The sequence below is a fragment of the Stenotrophomonas sp. SMYL89 genome, from assembly GCF_036319985.1.
GTDB lineage: Bacteria > Pseudomonadota > Gammaproteobacteria > Xanthomonadales > Xanthomonadaceae > Stenotrophomonas > Stenotrophomonas maltophilia_Q.
The window spans coordinates 305,750-322,311 of record NZ_JAWIRW010000004.1 but is presented as its reverse complement, the minus strand read 5'-3'; the positions used below and the strand labels follow the sequence as shown (position 1 = coordinate 322,311).

Sequence of the window (16,562 nt, the reverse complement as noted above, 5' to 3'; positions counted from 1 at the left end):
TAAAAATTCGTGAACCGCGCCTGTCTGGCACCGGTTGCCCGCTCCCCCCTTCCCGCCCCCGCCACCCTCGGAGACGCCCATGAAGCACGCCCGTGCCTGCCTCGCCATTGCCGCCGCCCTGACCCTCGCGCCGTTCGCCGCCAGCGCCCAGGACAACGAATCGCCGTACAGCTGGAACGTCACCGCCGTGTCGGACTACCTGTTCCGTGGTGTGTCGCAGACTGACGAGAAGCCGACGCTGCAGGCGGGCTTCACCTACACCTCGCCGGTGGGTCTGTACGCCGGTGTCTGGGGTTCGGGCGTGGACTTCGGCCCGGGTGATCCGAACACCGAGGTCGACTACCAGATCGGCTACGGCGTGGACGTCACCCCGCGCGTTAATTTCGATGTGCTGCTGAACCGCTACACCTACATCGGTGCCAGCCACCAGAACTACAACGAGCTGGTCACCACCACCACGCTGGACGAGACCTACAAGCTGACCGTGGCCTACACCAACGACCAGTGGAACAGCGGCACCGACGGCTGGTACTACGGTGTCGGCGGCCAGTGGGGCTTGCCGAAGGAGTTCACGCTCAATGCCAATGTCGGCCGCAGCAGCTTCGAGAAGGGCCTGGCCAAAGACTACACCGACTGGAACGTCGGCGTCGCGCGCCAGTTCGGCCTGTTCAACGTCGGCCTGGGCTACTACGGCACCGACAGCAACGGCCGCGAGAACTCGGGCAAGCTGGCACACAGCCGCGTGCTGCTGACCGTGGCGATCGGCAAATAACCCGTGCTCCGGTAGGTGCCAGGCTTGCCTGGCACGCTTTACGAAAAAGGCGCCCATTGGGCGCCTTTTTCAATTCCGCGGTGTTCCTGATCTCATCTGGGGAAGAGCCCCCTTGTTGTTCAAGGGGGCGCGCCAAAGGCGCGGGGATAAGGAAACATGCGGGGGAATTGACCCTTCGGGTCAATTCCAGCTGAGCACGACCTTGCCGGCCTTGCCTTCTTCCATCAGGTCGAAGCCCTTCTGGAAGTCGTCGATCGGCAACTGGTGGGTCATCACCTTGCCGAGCGGGAAGCCGGACAGCACCAGCTGGGTCATCTTGTACCAGGTCTCGTACATCTTGCGGCCGTAGATGCCCTGCACGGTCAGGCCCTTGAAGATGATCTTGTCCCAGTCGCAGCCGGCGCCCTTGGGCATGATGCCGAGCATGGCGATCTTGCCGCCGTGGTACATGCAGTCGAGCATGTCGTTGAACGCGCGCGGGTTGCCGCTCATTTCCAGGCCCACGTCGAAGCCCTCCATGTGCAGTTCCTTCATCACGTCCTTCAGCGACTGGTTGGCGACGTTGACCACGCGGGTGGCACCCATGTCGGCGGCCAGCTTCAGGCGGAAGTCGTTGACGTCGGTCACCACCACGTTGCGCGCGCCGATGTGCTTGCAGATGCCCGCCGCGATGATGCCGATCGGGCCGGCACCGGTGATCAGCACGTCCTCGCCGATCACGTCGAACTCCAGTGCGCAGTGCGCGGCGTTGCCGTACGGGTCGAAGAATGCCGCCAGCTCCGACGGGATCTGGTCCGGGATCGGCCACAGATTGCTGGCCGGCATCACCATGTATTCGGCGAAGGCGCCGTTGACGTTGACGCCGATGCCTACGGTGTTCGGGCACAGGTGCGGGCGGCCGCCACGGCAGTTGCGGCAGTGGCCGCAGACGATGTGGCCTTCGGCCGAGACGCGCTGGCCGATCTCGTAGCCGGTCACGCCCGGGCCGATTTCGGCAATGCGGCCGACGAATTCATGGCCGATGGTCAGGCCCGGCTTGATCGTGCGCTGGCTCCACTCGTCCCACAGGTAGATGTGCAGGTCGGTGCCGCAGATCGCGGTCTTCTCGAGCTTGATCAGGACCTCGTTCGGGCCCGGCGTCGGAACCGGAACTTCTTCCAGCCAGATGCCCTTGGCCGCTTCGCGCTTGACCAGGGCCTTCATCGTTTGCTGCGCCATCGGGGTGGAACTCATCAGGGGGAAAGCGCGGATTATAGGGTGCCGCGCGGATTTCCCATGTTGCGCTGCGGGTGCAGTGGTGGAACGAAAGGCGTGCGCCGGCGGGCGTTTCGAACGTACTGCGAACAGCGGCGCCTCCCTGATCCGGGAAAGGGGGCGTGGTCACCCTGGCCGGGACACGCAAAAGCCCATCCATGGTGCTCGATGGCGCCATCCATGGCGCCAACGGTCCCGTCCAGGGTGACCACGCCCCCTCTGGACGATTTCCGTGTGCGCGGCCGGCGTGCGCGTGGCAGAGCAAGAAGCAGGCCCATGACTTCCGGGGTTCGGGCCGGGGCAGGGCGGCGGGCTACAATCGAGGGTTCCACTACCAGGGGCCGCTCCATGCGCTCGAACCTGCTTGCATTCTCCATCGTCGCCAGCCTCGGGCTGGCCCAGGTCGCCCATGCCGCTGAAGGCATGTGGGTGCCGCAGCAGCTGCCGGAAATCGCCGGCCCGCTGCAGAAGGCCGGCCTGAAGCTGTCCCCGGAGCAGCTGTCCAACCTCACCGGCGACCCGATGGGCGCGGTGGTTGCGCTGGGCGGCTGCACCGCCAGCTTCGTTTCGCCGCAGGGCCTGGTGGTGACCAACCACCATTGCGCCTATGGCGCCATCCAGCTGAATTCGACCGCGCAGAAGAACCTGATCAAGGACGGCTTCAACGCCCCGAAGCACAGCGATGAACTGAGCGCCGGCCCGAACGCCCGCGTCTACGTGCTCGACCAGATCACCGACGTCACCGCGCAGGCCAAGGCCGCGATTGCCGCCGCCGGCAACGACCCGCTGGCCCGCAGCCGCGCGCTGGACGCCTTCGACAAGGCCCAGGTCGCCGCCTGTGAAGCCGAGGAAGGCTTCCGCTGCCGCCTGTACACCTTCTCCGGCGGCAACACCTACCGCCTGTTCCGCAACATGGAAATCAAGGACGTGCGCCTGGTCTACGCGCCCCCGGGCAGCGTCGGCAAGTACGGCGGCGACGTCGACAACTGGATGTGGCCGCGCCACACCGGTGACTTCTCGTTCTACCGCGCCTACGTTGGCAAGGACGGCAAGCCGGCGGCGTTCTCGGCCGACAACGTGCCGTACCAGCCCAAGCACTTCCTGAAGTTCACCGACCAGCCGCTGGGCGCCGGTGACTTCGTGATGGTGGCCGGCTATCCGGGCCGCACCAACCGCTACGCACTGGCCGGCGAATTCAACGAAACCGCCAACTGGACCTACCCGACCATCGCCAAGCACTACAACGCGGTGCTGAAGATGATCGACGAGGCCGGCAAGGCCGACGCCGACGTCAAGGTGAAGTACGCCGCCACCGCCGCCAGCATGAACAACGTGGCCAAGAACTACTCGGGCCAGCTGGAAGGCTTCAAGCGCATCGACGCGGCCGGCCAGAAGCAGGCGGAAGAAGCCGCTGTGCTGGCGTGGCTGAAGAAGCAGGGCGCCGCCGGCAAGCCGGCGCTGGCCGCGCACGCGCAGCTGGTCAAGCACCTGGACACCAGCAAGGCCACCCGCGAGCGTGACCTGTTCGTCGGCCAGTTCAACAACACCCAGGCGGTCAGCGCCGCCATCGGCCTGTATCGCCTGTCGATCGAGCGCACCAAGCCGGACGCCGAGCGCGAAGTCGGCTACCAGCAGCGCGACCTGCCGACCCTGGAAGGCGGCCTGAAGCAGATGGACCGCCGCTACGTGGCGAAGATGGACCAGCAGCTGCAGACCTACTGGCTGGACCAGTACGTCGCCCTGCCGGCCGCACAGCGCAACAATGACGTGCTGAACACCTGGCTGGGCGGCAGCGATGCCAACGCGGTCAAGGCACTGGTCACCAAGCTGTCGGGCACCGAGCTGGGCAGCCTGGACGCGCGCCTGAAGTGGTTCAAGGCCGACCGCGCCGCGTTCGAAGCCAGCAGCGATCCGGCCATCCAGTACGCCGTGGCGATCATGCCGTCGCTGCTGAAGCAGGAAGAGCAGAAGAAGATCCGCGAAGGCGAGTCGCTGACCGCGCGCCCGCTGTACCTGCAGGCACTGGCCGACTACAAGAAGAGCCAGGGTGAGTTCGTGTACCCGGACGCCAACCTGTCACTGCGCATCACCTTCGGCAACGTGATGGGCTATGAGCCCAAGGACGGCGTGGCCTACACCCCGTTCACCACGCTGGAAGGCATCGTCGCCAAGGACACCGGCGTGGATCCGTTCGATGCGCCCAAGGCGCTGCTCGATGCGGTCAAGGCCAAGCGCTACGGCGGCCTGGAAGACAAGCGGATCGGCTCGGTGCCGGTGAACTTCCTGTCCAACCTGGACATCACCGGTGGCAACTCCGGTTCGCCGGTGCTGGACGCCAACGGCAAGCTGGTCGGCCTGGCCTTCGACGGCAACTGGGAATCGGTCAGCTCCAACTGGGTGTTCGACCCGGTGATGACCCGCATGATCTCGGTCGACAGCCGCTACATGCAGTGGATCATGCAGGAGGTGGCGCCGGCACCGGAGCTGCTGAAGGAATTGAACCTGGCGAAGTAAGGTAGTGCCGGCCGCTGGCCGGCAACGCCGGCACGCCCGGTGCGCAATTCATCCACGCGTGGCGTGGATCTACCAACCCCGCGACCCACGTCGCGGGGTTTTTTCATGCCCGGCCCGGCCCGGTCCGCCGAACAGGTATCATCCCTGTTCCGCGGACTTCACAGGATGTGAACGAAACGCGGAAACCTCCTCCCCCCAGGACCCCTTGTTCGCATGCGCATCCTGCTTGCCCGTCACGGCGAAACGCCGTGGAACGCCGAAGGCCGCTACCAGGGCCAGATCGACATCCCGCTTTCGCCGATCGGTGAAGCCCAGGCCCAGGCACTGGGTGCCCGGCTGGCCTCGGTGGACATCACCCGTGCCGTCGCTTCGCCGCTGTCGCGCGCGCAGCGCACTGCGCAGCTGGCACTCGGCGCCGCCCGTGCCGACATGCTGCTGACCGAGCCGGAGCTGCAGGAAATCGCCCACGGTGAGTGGGAAGGCCTCCTGGCCAGCGAAATCAACGAAAAGGATCCGTCGCGCCTGCAGGCCTGGCGCGAGGAACCCGATACCGTGCTGATGCCCGGCGGCGAATCGCTGCGCCTGGTGCTGGAGCGCAGCTGGCGTGGGCTGGCGCGTGCCACCGAAGGCCTCGGCGAACACGACACCCTGCTGGTGGTTGCGCACGATGCGGTCAACCGCGTGATCCTGTGCAAGGTTCTGGGCCTGCCGATCTCCCGCCTGTGGACCTTCCGCCAGGCACCGACCACGCTCAACCTGCTCGAAGGCCCCGACCTGGACAGCCTGGAAGTGGTGCGCCTGAACGACTGCGCCCACCACACGCCGTTCTTCGGCGAAGCCAAGCACCGCGCCCTCTGATCCATTCCCCCGCATCAACTGCTTCTGCTGGAACCGCTGCCGTGACGAACACCCCGACCACCCTGGCCGACTGGCTGGACTACATTGAACGCCAGCACCCGGCGACCATCGACATGGGCCTGGAGCGCGTGCGCGCCGTGGCCACGGCGATGGGCCTGGGCGCGCCGGCCAAGCGCACCATCGTGGTCGGTGGCACCAACGGCAAGGGCTCCACCGTGGCTTTCATCGAAGCCATCGCGCGTGCCGCCGGCTGGAAGGTCGGCGCGTACACCTCGCCGCACCTGCTGCGCTACAACGAGCGCGTGCGCATCGACGGCCAGGACGTGGACGATGCCGCGCTGGTCGCTGCGTTCAATGCCATCGAGGCCGCGCGTGGCCAGACCACGCTGACCTATTTCGAGTACGGCACGCTGGCCGCGCTGCAGTTGTTCGCCGACGCCGGGCTGGATCTGGCGGTGCTGGAAGTGGGCCTGGGCGGTCGCCTCGATGCGGTCAACATCATCGACGCCGACGTGGCCGTGATCACCACCGTGGACATCGACCACGCCGAATGGCTGGGCGAGGATCGCGAGGCGATCGGGACCGAGAAGGCCGGCATCATCCGTGGCTGGAAGCCGGTGATCCTGGGCGAGACCGATCCGCCGTCGAGCGTGCTGCGCCGTGCCTATCTGGTCGGCGCCAATGCGATCCGTGGCGGCAGCGACTATTTCTACGAGCCGATCGATGCCCAGCGCTGGCGCTGGCGCGATGTCGGCCTGCGCATGGAACTGCCGACCCCGGCGCTGGCCGGCCCGATCCAGCTTGCCAACGCGGGTGCCGCCATCGCCGCGTTGCGCGCGCTGGACAAGCCGGTGCCGCGCGCGGCGTGGGCCGCCGGTGTCGCAGCGGCGCGCATTTCCGGCCGGCTTCAGGCATTCGAGCGCGATGGCGTGCAGATCCGTGTGGACGTGGGCCACAACCCGCAGGCCGCCGGCCAGCTCGCGCGTGCGCTGAAGGCCGAGGTCTCGGCCGGGCGCACCCTGGCGGTGTACGCCGCGCTGCAGGACAAGGACGCAGCGGGCGTGGTGCAGGCGCTGGAGGACGTGGTGGGTGAGTGGACCCTGGCCGGGCTGGAAGGCCCGCGTGGGCAGAGCGCCGCCCAGCTGCAGGCACGCCTGGCCGGCACGGCCGCCGCCACTGCGCTGCTGGCTGGCAGCGTCGAGCAGGCGCTGGCGCAGGTGCTGGCACAGGCCGAGCGTGGGGACCGGGTACTGGTGTTCGGCTCCTTCCATACCGCCGCCGCCGCCCTGCAATGGCTGCAGGGCGCCACCTGATACGCGTTCAGCCAACGCCGACGCCGTCCGGTCCGGCACCCGTATAATCGACGGCAATCTCCGGACAGTTGCCTGCCTCACGTGGATACGCCTCTGAAACAGCGTCTGATTGGTGCCATCGTGCTGGTGGCACTGGCCGTGATTTTCCTGCCGATGCTGGTCAAGGGACCCGCACCGGACAGCGGCGTCGCCAATGTGCCGATCGCCGCGCCGGATGCACCGGCCGATGGCCAGTTCGAAACCCGTGAACTGCCGCTGGTGGCCCCTGCGGGCGGCGCCACGGGGCTGCAGACCGGCCAGGCCAAGCCGCTTGCGGAGGCTGCGGCACCTGCCACGCCGCCGACTGTCGACACCTCGCCGGCGGTTGCCGCCGGCAACTATGCGGTCACCTTCGGTGCCTACGGCAGCAAGGCCGACGCCGACGCAGTGATCGCCTACCTGAAACGCTCGCAGCTGCCGGGCTTCGCCGAAACGGCGACCATCAACGGGCGCCAGGCATGGCGCGTGCGTGTCGGGCCGTATGCCGATCGCGCACAGGCCGAGGCGGCCCGCCTGCAGGCGGTGAAGATCCGCGCCGATGTGAAGGCCGAAGTGATCACCCTGGATGCCGCAGCGGGCAGCAGCGCCCCGGTGGCAGCCACCCCGGCACCGGCCACGCCAGGCGCCAGCACCCCGTCCGCAGCCACCGCGCCGTCGGCCAGCAGCAACCCGGTGCGCAGCGAAAGCCTGCCGCCGAGTACGCCGACCGCAACGACCACCCCGGCCGCCAAGCCGGAGCCGCCGAAGCCGGCGCCGAAGCCCGAAACCCCGAAGCCGGAGCCGAAGACTGATGCCGCCGCCAGCAAGCCGGCAACGGCCCCGACCACGCCCGCCGCACCGGCGGCCAGCGGCGTCGGCTTTGCCGTGCAGCTGGGCGCGTTCGGCCAGGCCAACGATGCCAACGCCCTGCGCGACAAGGTCCGGGCCGCGGGCTTCAGCGCCTTTGTCGAGCAGGTGCGCACTGAAAAGGGCACCCTGCATCGCGTCCGCGTCGGGCCGGTGGCCAACCGCGCCGATGCCGAGCAGCTGAAGGCGCAGGTCGCCGCCAAGGTCGGCGTGGCCGGCATGGTGCGACCGCACCCATGACCCACGCGCAGCCCCGTTGCCAGCGCCGCCGAAGGAGCGGGGCGCCATGATCGACGTGGTGCTGCTGATCGTGATCGCCGCCTCGGCGCTGCTGGGGATGCTGCGCGGCTTCGTCGGCATCGTCATCGGCACCCTGTCGTGGCTGCTGGCCGCGTGGGCGGCCTTCGCCTTCGGCAATGACGCGGCCCATTGGTGGGCCGCGCCGGCCGCACCAGGCGGCGAACACTTCGTTGGTGGCTACCTGGGCGTCGGCATCGGCGTGATGATCGTGGTCGCCGTGGTCGGCATGGTCATCAAGGCCCTGGTCCACCGCAGCATGCTGACGAGCCTGGATCGCCTGCTGGGTGGCGTGCTGGGCGTGGTCCGTGGCGGCCTGATCGCCGCGATCCTGCTGCTGCTGGGCAGTTTCACCCCGCTGACCGCCGAGCCTTCCTGGCAGCGTTCGGCAGTGCGCCCACTGCTGAACCCCACTGTTGCCTGGATGAACAGCAAGCTGCCGCACTGGGAGGTTCCCGGGGCCGATCTGCTGCCCAAGGCCTTGCCGACCGACGCGCTGTCCCCATCTGCATTGATGGAGTTGGGCAGGAACGCAGGCGCCGGGTTGGGAAAGCCGGGCGCGGCAGGCGATAATGGCATCCTCAACCAGGTAGTGGCAGGCAGCGGATGGCTGCGGCCTGCGAAAGCGGAACAGGGCGATTCCTACGATCCGGCCGAAGTGCGTCCGGACGCCCCAGCACTGCCGGACAGTATCGAGCCGGGCGATCCGGCCAATGTCGACCGCAGGCGCGGCGACCACCGCGGCCAGGTACGGCCACCTTCCTTGTAACTGGGCACAGCCCAGCGGAGACCTCGCACCATGTGTGGCATCGTCGGAATCGTCGGCAACCAGAACGTCGCCGGGCAGTTGTATGACGGCTTGACCGTCCTCCAGCACCGTGGCCAGGACGCGGCGGGCATTGCTACCGCCAATGGCAGCCGCCTGCGCGTGCAGAAGGCCACCGGCCTGGTCCGCGATGTGTTCGATGCCCGCACCATGTCCACCCTGGAAGGCAGCGTCGGCATCGCCCACGTGCGTTACCCGACCGCCGGTTCGGAAGGCATGGACGAGGCGCAGCCGTTCTACGTCAATTCGCCGTACGGCATCGCGCTGGCCCACAACGGCAACCTGATCAATACCGAGGCGCTGCGCCAGCAGGTGTTCGAACAGGACCGCCGCAACGTCAACACCGATTCGGACAGCGAAGTGCTGCTGAACGTGTTCGCCTACGAACTGGAACAGCAGCGCCAGCTCAGCCCGGAAGCGGCCATCCGTGCCGTGGCCGGCGTGCACCGTCGCTGCAAGGGCGGCTATGCGGTGGTCAGCGTGGTGCTGGGCCTGGGCCTGGTGGCCTTCCGCGACCCGCATGGCATCCGCCCGCTGGTGCTGGGCAAGCGCAGCCATGCCGAAGGGGACGAGTACATCGTCGCCTCCGAATCGGCCGCACTGGACGTGCTGGGCTTCCAGCGCGTGCGCGACGTGCAGCCGGGCGAAGCACTGGTGATCACCGCGCGCGGCGAGCTGTTCTCGGAGATCTGCGCCGAGCCGGCCGAGCACACCCCGTGCATCTTCGAGTACGTGTACTTCGCGCGCCCGGATTCGATGATCGACAACGTGTCGGTGCACAAGGCGCGCATGCGCATGGGCATCAAGCTGGGCGAGAAGATCCTGCGCCTGCGCCCGGACCACGACATCGACACCATCATCCCGATCCCGGACACCTCGCGCGATGCCGCGCTGGAAATCTCCAACGTGCTCGGGGTGAAGTACCGCGAAGGCTTCATCAAGAACCGCTACATCGGCCGTACGTTCATCATGCCGGGGCAGGGCGAACGCGTGAAGTCGGTGCGTCGCAAGCTCAACCCGATCCACCTGGAGTTCCGCAACCGCGTGGTGCTGCTGGTGGACGACTCGATCGTGCGCGGCACCACCAGCCAGCAGATCGTGCAGATGGCCCGTGATGCGGGCGCACGCAAGGTCTACCTGGCCAGCGCCGCGCCGCCGGTGCGCTACCCGAACATCTACGGCATCGACATGCCGGCTGCAGAAGAACTGGTCGCGCACAACCGCAGCGTGGAAGAGATCGAAGCCCACCTGGGCTGCGACTGGCTGATCTACCAGGACCTGGAAGACATGGAAGCGGCAGTGAGCGAGGGCAACCCGGCGCTGCGCAACTTCGACTCGTCCTGCTTCAACGGCCATTACCCGACCGGCATCGAACCGGGCTACTTCGAGCGCATCCAGCAGCTGCGTTCGGACGACGCCAAGCACAAGCGCCGCGCCTGAGGTCCAGGCGTGGTTGATGTGCCCGACGTTGGTGGCGACCTGCTGCGCGCTGCGCAGCAGTGCCTGGCCGAAGCCGAACCTCTGCGCAAGGTTGCGCTGACCCAGGCCTACGCCGCTGCGTTCCGTGCCGGCCGCCTGAAGGTGGCCGCCGACGCGCTACCGCCGGAGCCGATCCGCATGCCGGGCCGGCCGACGCAGCTGGTGCTGGTGCACCCGCGCCAAGTGCCGCGGCGCGGACTGGGTGGTGTGGAAGGGCGGGCCGCTTTCATCCACGCCATCGCGCATATCGAACTCAACGCGATCGACCTGGCCTGGGATGCGGTATACCGCTTCCGCGGCCTGCCGTCGGCATTCCATGCCGACTGGGTCAGCTGCGCCGACGACGAATCGCGGCACTTCATGCTGCTGCGCGAGCGCCTGCAGGTGCATGGCCACGACTATGCCGACTTCCCCGCGCACAACGGGTTGTGGGAAATGTGCGAAAAGACCGCGCACGATGGCCTGGCACGCATGGCGCTGGTGCCGCGCGTGCTGGAAGCGCGAGGCCTGGACGTGACGCCGGGCATGATCGAGAAGCTGCGCAATGTCGGCGATGGCGAAACCGCCGATGTGCTGGAAGTGATCCTGCGCGAGGAAGTGGCGCACGTCGCTGCCGGTTCGCGCTGGTACCGCTGGTACTGCGATCGCGCCGGTGTCGAACCGCGCACACGTTTCAAGGAACTGCTGGTGGAGTACGCCGGCGGCTACCTGCACGGGCCGTTCAACATCGAAGCGCGCCTGCTGGCAGGGTTCGATGCGGATGAGCTCGCCAACCTGGTCGAGCAGGCGGGTTGAGAAAAAGGGGACGGAGGGGATTAAGTCGTTAATGCCACAAACGACTTAATCCCCTCCGTCCCCCTTTTCCTAAGCATTCGGCAGCACCACGCGCTTGCCGTCCACGGTCGGCCGATTGATGTAGAACAACCCCGGCCCTGGCCGGTACGGCAGTTCGCTGACGCCGGCATCGGCGGCGTAGGTCAGTGCGGTGTCGCCCAGCGCATCGAAATTCCAGTGTGCCGACTGCATCAGGTAGCGGCGGCGCAGCAGCATTTCCTGGGTCTGGGTCAGTGCCTGTCCGTCGACCAGCCGCCGTGCGATCGGCTGCAGGGCCGACGGCAGCTCCCACCCGGGAACTTCGGCGGCATTGGCGGTCCATTGCACGCCGGCATTGATGGCCTGCTGCTGCATCACCTGCAGTGCGATCAGCTGGTAGCGCCAGTCGATCCTCCGGCGCAGCACTACTGCAGCGGTCACATACAGCACCGGTGACAGCAGCACGCTGCGGCTGCCGGCACGGCGCTGCTGCTGCCATTGGTGCCAGACATCCACCCAGATCTCTTTTTCCCCAACGCCCAGCTGTTGCCGCCAGCGCTCGGCATCGGCCTGCGTTTCAGCGTAGGCCGTGGTCGCCTGCAGCAGGGCCAGCGGTGGCGTCTGGTAGTCAGCCACTGCTGGCCGACGCAGCTGTTGCCGGCGTGGACGACTGAGCAGCTTGGGGCCTTCCTCCAGCTGGTTGTAGCCACCACCGATGTTGGCATGCACGCCGGGCAGCGCGATCTCGGTGAACGGCGGTGCCACGCTGGTCAGCGCATAGTGCTGGCGATGTTCATCACGCGCGGTGAGCTGCACGACGTGGCGTGCGATGCCACTGCGCAGAGCCAGTTGCGGCTGCTCGTCGGCGCGGCCACCATTGACTGCGACTACGGTGTCGAACAGTCCGATGAAGCGCAGCACCGGTGTGGCGGGGGCGAAGTTCGCAGTGCAGGACAGGCCGGCGGTCTGCAGCAGTTGGCGCCAGCGCACGCTGTTCCAGCCCTGCAGTTGGTTGGCGATGTCACGTGCGGCAGCAGCACCGCGTGAATAACCGAACAGGTCCAGCTGCACACCCTGCAGCGGTCGCTGCCAGCGCGTGGACAGTTCCGCCAGTGCGGTCGGCAGCAGCACCTGCAGCGCGCGCTGCACTTTCGCCCGCACGCCGCTGGCACCGACTCCGAAGGCCAGCCCGATCAGATCGTCGTCGGCATCATCGCGGGTACCCACGCCTTCGACATAGATCGACAACGAGGGGGCGGCCACCGCATCACGGCGGCTGTCGGGATACAGCTGCTGCAGGCGCGCGATGTTGGTCAGGCCGTTGTCGTAGCTGCTGGTCAGCCGGCTCTGGTAGGTCGAATCATCATCGGCCCGCAGCTGCGCCGGCCGCGGCTGCGGGACCTGCGGGCGACCGCGCGCCAGGTTGTGTGCGTTGTTGCGGGTGCCGTCGAAGAACAGGCCGATCCGCAGCAAGCCGACATCTTCGTCCGTGTCCTGCGATGGTGCCATGTGCATTCCCCGTCGTGGCTGCGTCACGGTAGCGCGAAAGCGGTGTATTGGCGAAGTGTAGTGACGCTATTGACCTCACTGAACGCAGATGCGGTCGATCACAGTTCCTGATTTTCATTCCCATCTTCTATTGAATTCACACGACCCGCGCAGGCCATATGGCCAAACCCGGCAAACCGGGCGTGCTGCATCAACGCTGTTCACATCATTCAAGGAGCGACGCAATGTTGTCCAGATCGATTGGCAAAGCGGCAGGTGGCCTCGTGTTGGGTTTGTCGGTGGCAGCGGCCGCGCATGCGGCACCGTTGTTCGAACCGGTAACGGTCATCAGCCGCGCATCGGCAAACAGTGAGCCTGCCCTGGGCAAGCTGCTGGCCACCCCGTCCACGGCGACGGTGCAGGAAGTGCGTGTCGACGCGGCGGCCACCGCGCAGCCGCAGCTGGAATTCGAGCTGCTCGGCAAGCGCGTGCAGGCGGTGCGCAGCAAGGTCGAAGCGCTGCCCGACGGCGGCAGCATCTGGTACGGCCAGTTCCGTTCGCCGTCCGACCGGCTGACCGCGGCCACCTCCAACGGCCAGGACGATCCGGGCAATTCGCTGATCCTGGTGCGTTCGGGCGACACCATCACCGGTTCGATCCGCAAGGACGGCAAGCTCTATCGCCTGCGTCCGCTGGGCAACCGCCACGTGCTGGTGGAAGTGGACGAATCGCGGATGCCGGCCGATCACCCGGCTGACTACAACCAGCTGCCGAAGATCCCGATGGTCGACAACGACCACATCGGCATCGCGCAGGCCTCGTCCGGCACGCCGGCGACGATCCGCGTGCTGGTGGTGGCGACCAACGCTGCTGTCACCGCCTATGGCGGCAACATGCAATCGCTGGTTCAGCTGGCAGTGGCCGAGTCCAACCAGGGCTACGTCAACAGCAACGTCGGCATCACCATGCAGCTGGCCGGTTACGAGACCACCAGCTACACCGAGTCCGGCAGCTTCGATACCGACCTGGCGCGCTTCCGTGGCACCAGTGACGGTTACATGGACAGCATCCATACCAGCCGCAACAACACGGCGGCCGATGTGGGCGTACTGCTGATCAACAACAGCGCCTATTGTGGCCTCGCTTCGGGCATCGGCTCGACCGCATCGACCGCGTTCGCCGCGGTGTACTGGGATTGCGCGACCGGCTACTACTCCTTCGCGCACGAGATCGGCCACCTGCAGAGCGCGCGGCATGACATCGCCACCGACTCCAGCACCTCGCCCTACGCCTATGGCCACGGCTACCGCTATGAACCGGCCACCGGCACCGGCTGGCGCACGATCATGGCCTACAACTGCACCCGCAGCTGCCCGCGCCTGAACTACTGGTCCAACCCGAACATCAGCTACAACGGCATCCCGATGGGCAACGCCAGTACCGCCGACAACCAACGCGTGCTGGTCAACACCAAGGCCACCATCGCGGCCTTCCGCTGAGTCCGTACGGTCCGCGGCCGCCTTGCGCGGCCGCGGATTTCCTGCCAGCGGGAATTACCCGCGGGCGAGGGTATCCAGCGACCAGCCGCTGGCGTCCACGCGCAGCACCGAACCCTGCTCGTACCAGTCGCCCAGTACGATGCGGGTGCAGGCGCGACCACCCGCCTGCAGCGAGTGGATCGCCGGACGATGGGTGTGGCCATGGATCATGGTGTCCACGCCATGGCGCACGAAGGTGGCATCGACTTCGGACAGAGCCACGTCGGTGACGGTCTCGAACTGCGCGCGATCACCCTGCTTCATTTCCGACTGGCGGGCCTGGCTGGCTTCGCGCGCCTTCTGCGCGAAGGCGATACGCGCGGCCAGCGGCTGTGACAGGAACTGTGCCTGGAACACCGGGTCACGGGTCTGTGCACGGAACTGCTGGTAAGGAATGTCATCGGTGCACAGCAGGTCACCGTGCTGCAGCAGCACCGGGCGACCGTAGAGGTCGATCATGCACGGGTCGGGCAGGATGCGCAGGCCGGCGCGACGCGCGTAGTCCTCGCCAAGCAGGAAGTCACGGTTGCCGCGGATGAAGTACACCGGCACGCCACTGTCGGACAGTACCTTCAGTGCATCGGCCACCGCATCGGCGGCGGGCGAGGGCGTGTCGTCGCCGATCCAGGCTTCGAACAGGTCGCCGAGGATGTACAGCGCATCGGCGCCGGGTGCCTGCTCGCGCAGGAAGCGCAGGAACAGATCGGTGATCTCCGGACGGCTGGGGTCCAGGTGCAGGTCGGAAATGAACAGCGTGGTCATGCGGGCATTCTAGGGCATCAACGATGACGGCAGCGACGCCGGCATCGTGGGGCCAGAACCCTCTCCAAAGGAGAAGGGATCTGCCCCCGGGGGCTACACCGGCAACGGCAACCAGGCCAGGCTGGCCGAGGCCAGCCCGATGGCGATGCCGGTGGCGGCCAGCACGTCGGACGGGTAGTGCAGGCCCAGTACCACCCGCGACAGCGCCACGCCCGCCGTGAACGGCACCAGCAGTGGCGCCAGCCACGGGTAGTAGGCCAGCGCCACGATGGTGAACGACACTGCGTGCAGGGTATGCCCGGAAGGGAAGCTGAACTCGTCCAACGGTGCCACCCAGGCGCGGATGCGCAGGTCGGCGGCATACGGGCGCGGTCGCCGGGTCCAGCGCTTGAGGCCCTTGTACAGCAACAGCGCGGCCAGGCCGGTGGCGGCCATGTGCACGGATGCGCGCAGGCCGTCGAAGCCATCAAGCAGCACCAGCGCGCCCATCAGCACATACCAGAACACACCATCACCGAGCCGGCTGATGACCGCGAACAGGCGGCGCACGCGGCGACGTCGGCAGTAGTGGTTGGCCCGCCGGCACAGGCGTGCCTCGCGGTCGGCAAGCAGTTCAAGCCGCGTTGTGCGCATGGCCGGTCCTCCGCGACTGGGCCAGTTCGGCCAGCAGGGCGTCGAACTCCGCCACCACCTGCTGCGGATGCAGACGCTTCATGGCGCGTGCGGCGTTGTTGCCCAGCACGTGGCGCTGTGCGTCATCCGCGGCCAGTTGCACGGCCGCTTCGATGAACTGCTCATCGTTGTCCACTGCGGCGCCATTCTCGCCATTGCGCAGGTACTCGCGCGCAGCGCCGTAGTCGAAGGCCACCGTTGCCACGCCACTGGCCATGCTTTCAAGGGTCACGTTGCCGAAGGTCTCGCTGCGGCTGGGGAACAGGAACAGATCGCCGCTGGCGAAATGACGTGCAAGGGCTTCGCCACGCTGGATGCCGCAGAAGATGAAGTCGGGATTCTCGTGCGCCAGTTTTTCGCGGGCCGGGCCATCGCCCACCCACACGAAGCGCGCCTTGGGACGGATCTGCTGCAGCCGGCGGAATGCTTTCACCGCCAGGCCGAGGTTCTTCTCGGCGGCGATTCGGCCGACGTAGATCGCCACCAGGCCGTTGCCGTCCACGCCCCACTCCTCGCGCAGCGCAGGGTCACGGCGGCTCGGATCGAACTGCTGGCTGTCGACCGCACGTGCCAGCAGGCGTACGCGTTCGAAACCCTGTTCGCCGAGGAACTGCTGCAGTTCGCGGGTGGGTACCAGCGTCGCATCGGCCTGGTTGTGGAAGCGGCGCATCCAGCGCATCGCGGCGGCCTGCAGCCAGGCCACGCCGTAATCGGGCAGGTACTCGTCGAAGCGGGTGTGGAAGCCGCTGGCCACCGGGATGCCGAGGCGCCGTGCGGTGCGCACCGCCGACCAGCCCAGTGGGCCTTCGGTGGCGACATAGACGGCATCCGGGCGTTGCTGCTGCCAATGGCGGCCGAGCCGGATCGGTGCCGGCATGCCGAAGCGCAGGCCGGGGTAGCGCGGAAGGGCGGCGCCGGGAACCAACAGGGTGCCCGGGGCGGAGTCCAACGCTTCGTTGGCCTGGCGGGGCCGGATCAGGTCGATCTCATGGCCGGCGTTGCGCAGTCCCTGCTCCAGTCCCTGCACGGTGAGGGCAACGCCGTTAACTTCCGGCGGATAGGTCTCGGTGACGATGGCATAGCGCATGGCG

The 16,562-nt window shown here is 67.3% G+C and carries 14 protein-coding genes; 9 read left to right on the top strand and 5 right to left on the bottom strand.

Annotation, left to right across the window (positions count from 1 at the left end; all coding sequences use genetic code 11):
- Nucleotides 1–79: 79 nt before the first annotated feature.
- On the top strand, nt 80–772 hold the full coding sequence (locus tag V3B41_RS07590) for a TorF family putative porin (protein WP_197633328.1): 693 nt from the start codon (nt 80–82) through the stop codon (nt 770–772).
- A 180-nt stretch (nt 773–952) separates the two neighbouring features.
- Here V3B41_RS07590 and tdh read toward each other — a convergent pair whose 3' ends face one another.
- Nucleotides 953–1,975 (bottom strand): L-threonine 3-dehydrogenase, encoded by a 1,023-nt coding sequence (gene tdh / locus V3B41_RS07585; RefSeq protein ID WP_197633336.1) that lies wholly within the window; start codon nt 1,973–1,975, stop codon nt 953–955.
- 399 nt (nt 1,976–2,374) lie between these two features.
- Between tdh and V3B41_RS07580 the strand changes: the two genes are divergently transcribed.
- The 7 genes from V3B41_RS07580 (at nt 2,375) to V3B41_RS07550 (ending at nt 10,993) form a co-directional block, all read left to right on the top strand.
- Nucleotides 2,375–4,540 (top strand): S46 family peptidase, encoded by a 2,166-nt coding sequence (locus V3B41_RS07580; protein ID WP_049430324.1) that lies wholly within the window; start codon nt 2,375–2,377, stop codon nt 4,538–4,540.
- Between the two features lie 213 nt (nt 4,541–4,753).
- A complete protein-coding gene (locus V3B41_RS07575; protein ID WP_049430321.1) occupies nt 4,754–5,398 on the top strand; it encodes a histidine phosphatase family protein in 645 nt (214 codons plus the stop codon).
- A 41-nt stretch (nt 5,399–5,439) separates the two neighbouring features.
- The gene (gene folC, locus V3B41_RS07570) at nt 5,440–6,711 is read left to right on the top strand and encodes a bifunctional tetrahydrofolate synthase/dihydrofolate synthase (protein WP_111111260.1); all 1,272 of its coding nucleotides are present in this window, start codon (nt 5,440–5,442) and stop codon (nt 6,709–6,711) included.
- Between the two features lie 81 nt (nt 6,712–6,792).
- On the top strand, nt 6,793–7,836 hold the full coding sequence (locus V3B41_RS07565) for an SPOR domain-containing protein (protein ID WP_329860580.1): 1,044 nt from the start codon (nt 6,793–6,795) through the stop codon (nt 7,834–7,836).
- 46 nt (nt 7,837–7,882) lie between these two features.
- The gene (locus V3B41_RS07560; RefSeq protein WP_180851815.1) at nt 7,883–8,662 is read left to right on the top strand and encodes a CvpA family protein; all 780 of its coding nucleotides are present in this window, start codon (nt 7,883–7,885) and stop codon (nt 8,660–8,662) included.
- 30 nt (nt 8,663–8,692) lie between these two features.
- Nucleotides 8,693–10,159, top strand: a complete 1,467-nt coding sequence (purF, locus tag V3B41_RS07555; RefSeq protein WP_049430313.1) for an amidophosphoribosyltransferase — start codon at nt 8,693–8,695, stop codon at nt 10,157–10,159.
- A gap of 9 nt (nt 10,160–10,168) precedes the next feature.
- The gene (locus V3B41_RS07550) at nt 10,169–10,993 is read left to right on the top strand and encodes a ferritin-like domain-containing protein (protein WP_049430311.1); all 825 of its coding nucleotides are present in this window, start codon (nt 10,169–10,171) and stop codon (nt 10,991–10,993) included.
- A 69-nt stretch (nt 10,994–11,062) separates the two neighbouring features.
- Here the strand turns inward: V3B41_RS07550 and V3B41_RS07545 are convergent, their stop codons facing one another.
- Nucleotides 11,063–12,520 carry a DUF2235 domain-containing protein gene (locus tag V3B41_RS07545; RefSeq protein WP_329860579.1) on the bottom strand — a complete coding sequence of 486 codons (1,458 nt, stop codon included), beginning with the start codon at nt 12,518–12,520 and terminating at the stop codon, nt 11,063–11,065.
- 224 nt (nt 12,521–12,744) lie between these two features.
- Here V3B41_RS07545 and V3B41_RS07540 point away from each other — a divergent pair, with 224 nt between their 5' ends.
- Nucleotides 12,745–13,998 carry a zinc-dependent metalloprotease gene (locus tag V3B41_RS07540; RefSeq protein ID WP_295547623.1) on the top strand — a complete coding sequence of 418 codons (1,254 nt, stop codon included), beginning with the start codon at nt 12,745–12,747 and terminating at the stop codon, nt 13,996–13,998.
- 54 nt (nt 13,999–14,052) lie between these two features.
- Here the strand turns inward: V3B41_RS07540 and lpxH are convergent, their stop codons facing one another.
- The 3 genes from lpxH to V3B41_RS07525 form a co-directional block, all read right to left on the bottom strand.
- Nucleotides 14,053–14,799 (bottom strand): UDP-2,3-diacylglucosamine diphosphatase, encoded by a 747-nt coding sequence (lpxH, locus tag V3B41_RS07535; protein WP_049430306.1) that lies wholly within the window; start codon nt 14,797–14,799, stop codon nt 14,053–14,055.
- A gap of 93 nt (nt 14,800–14,892) precedes the next feature.
- Nucleotides 14,893–15,432: a phosphatase PAP2 family protein gene (locus tag V3B41_RS07530; RefSeq protein WP_005408251.1), complete on the bottom strand. Its 540-nt coding sequence runs from the start codon at nt 15,430–15,432 to the stop codon at nt 14,893–14,895.
- The gene (locus tag V3B41_RS07525; protein ID WP_049430305.1) at nt 15,413–16,558 is read right to left on the bottom strand and encodes a glycosyltransferase family 1 protein; all 1,146 of its coding nucleotides are present in this window, start codon (nt 16,556–16,558) and stop codon (nt 15,413–15,415) included. The genes V3B41_RS07530 and V3B41_RS07525 overlap by 20 nt, the downstream gene beginning before the upstream one ends.
- Nucleotides 16,559–16,562: the final 4 nt, after the last annotated feature.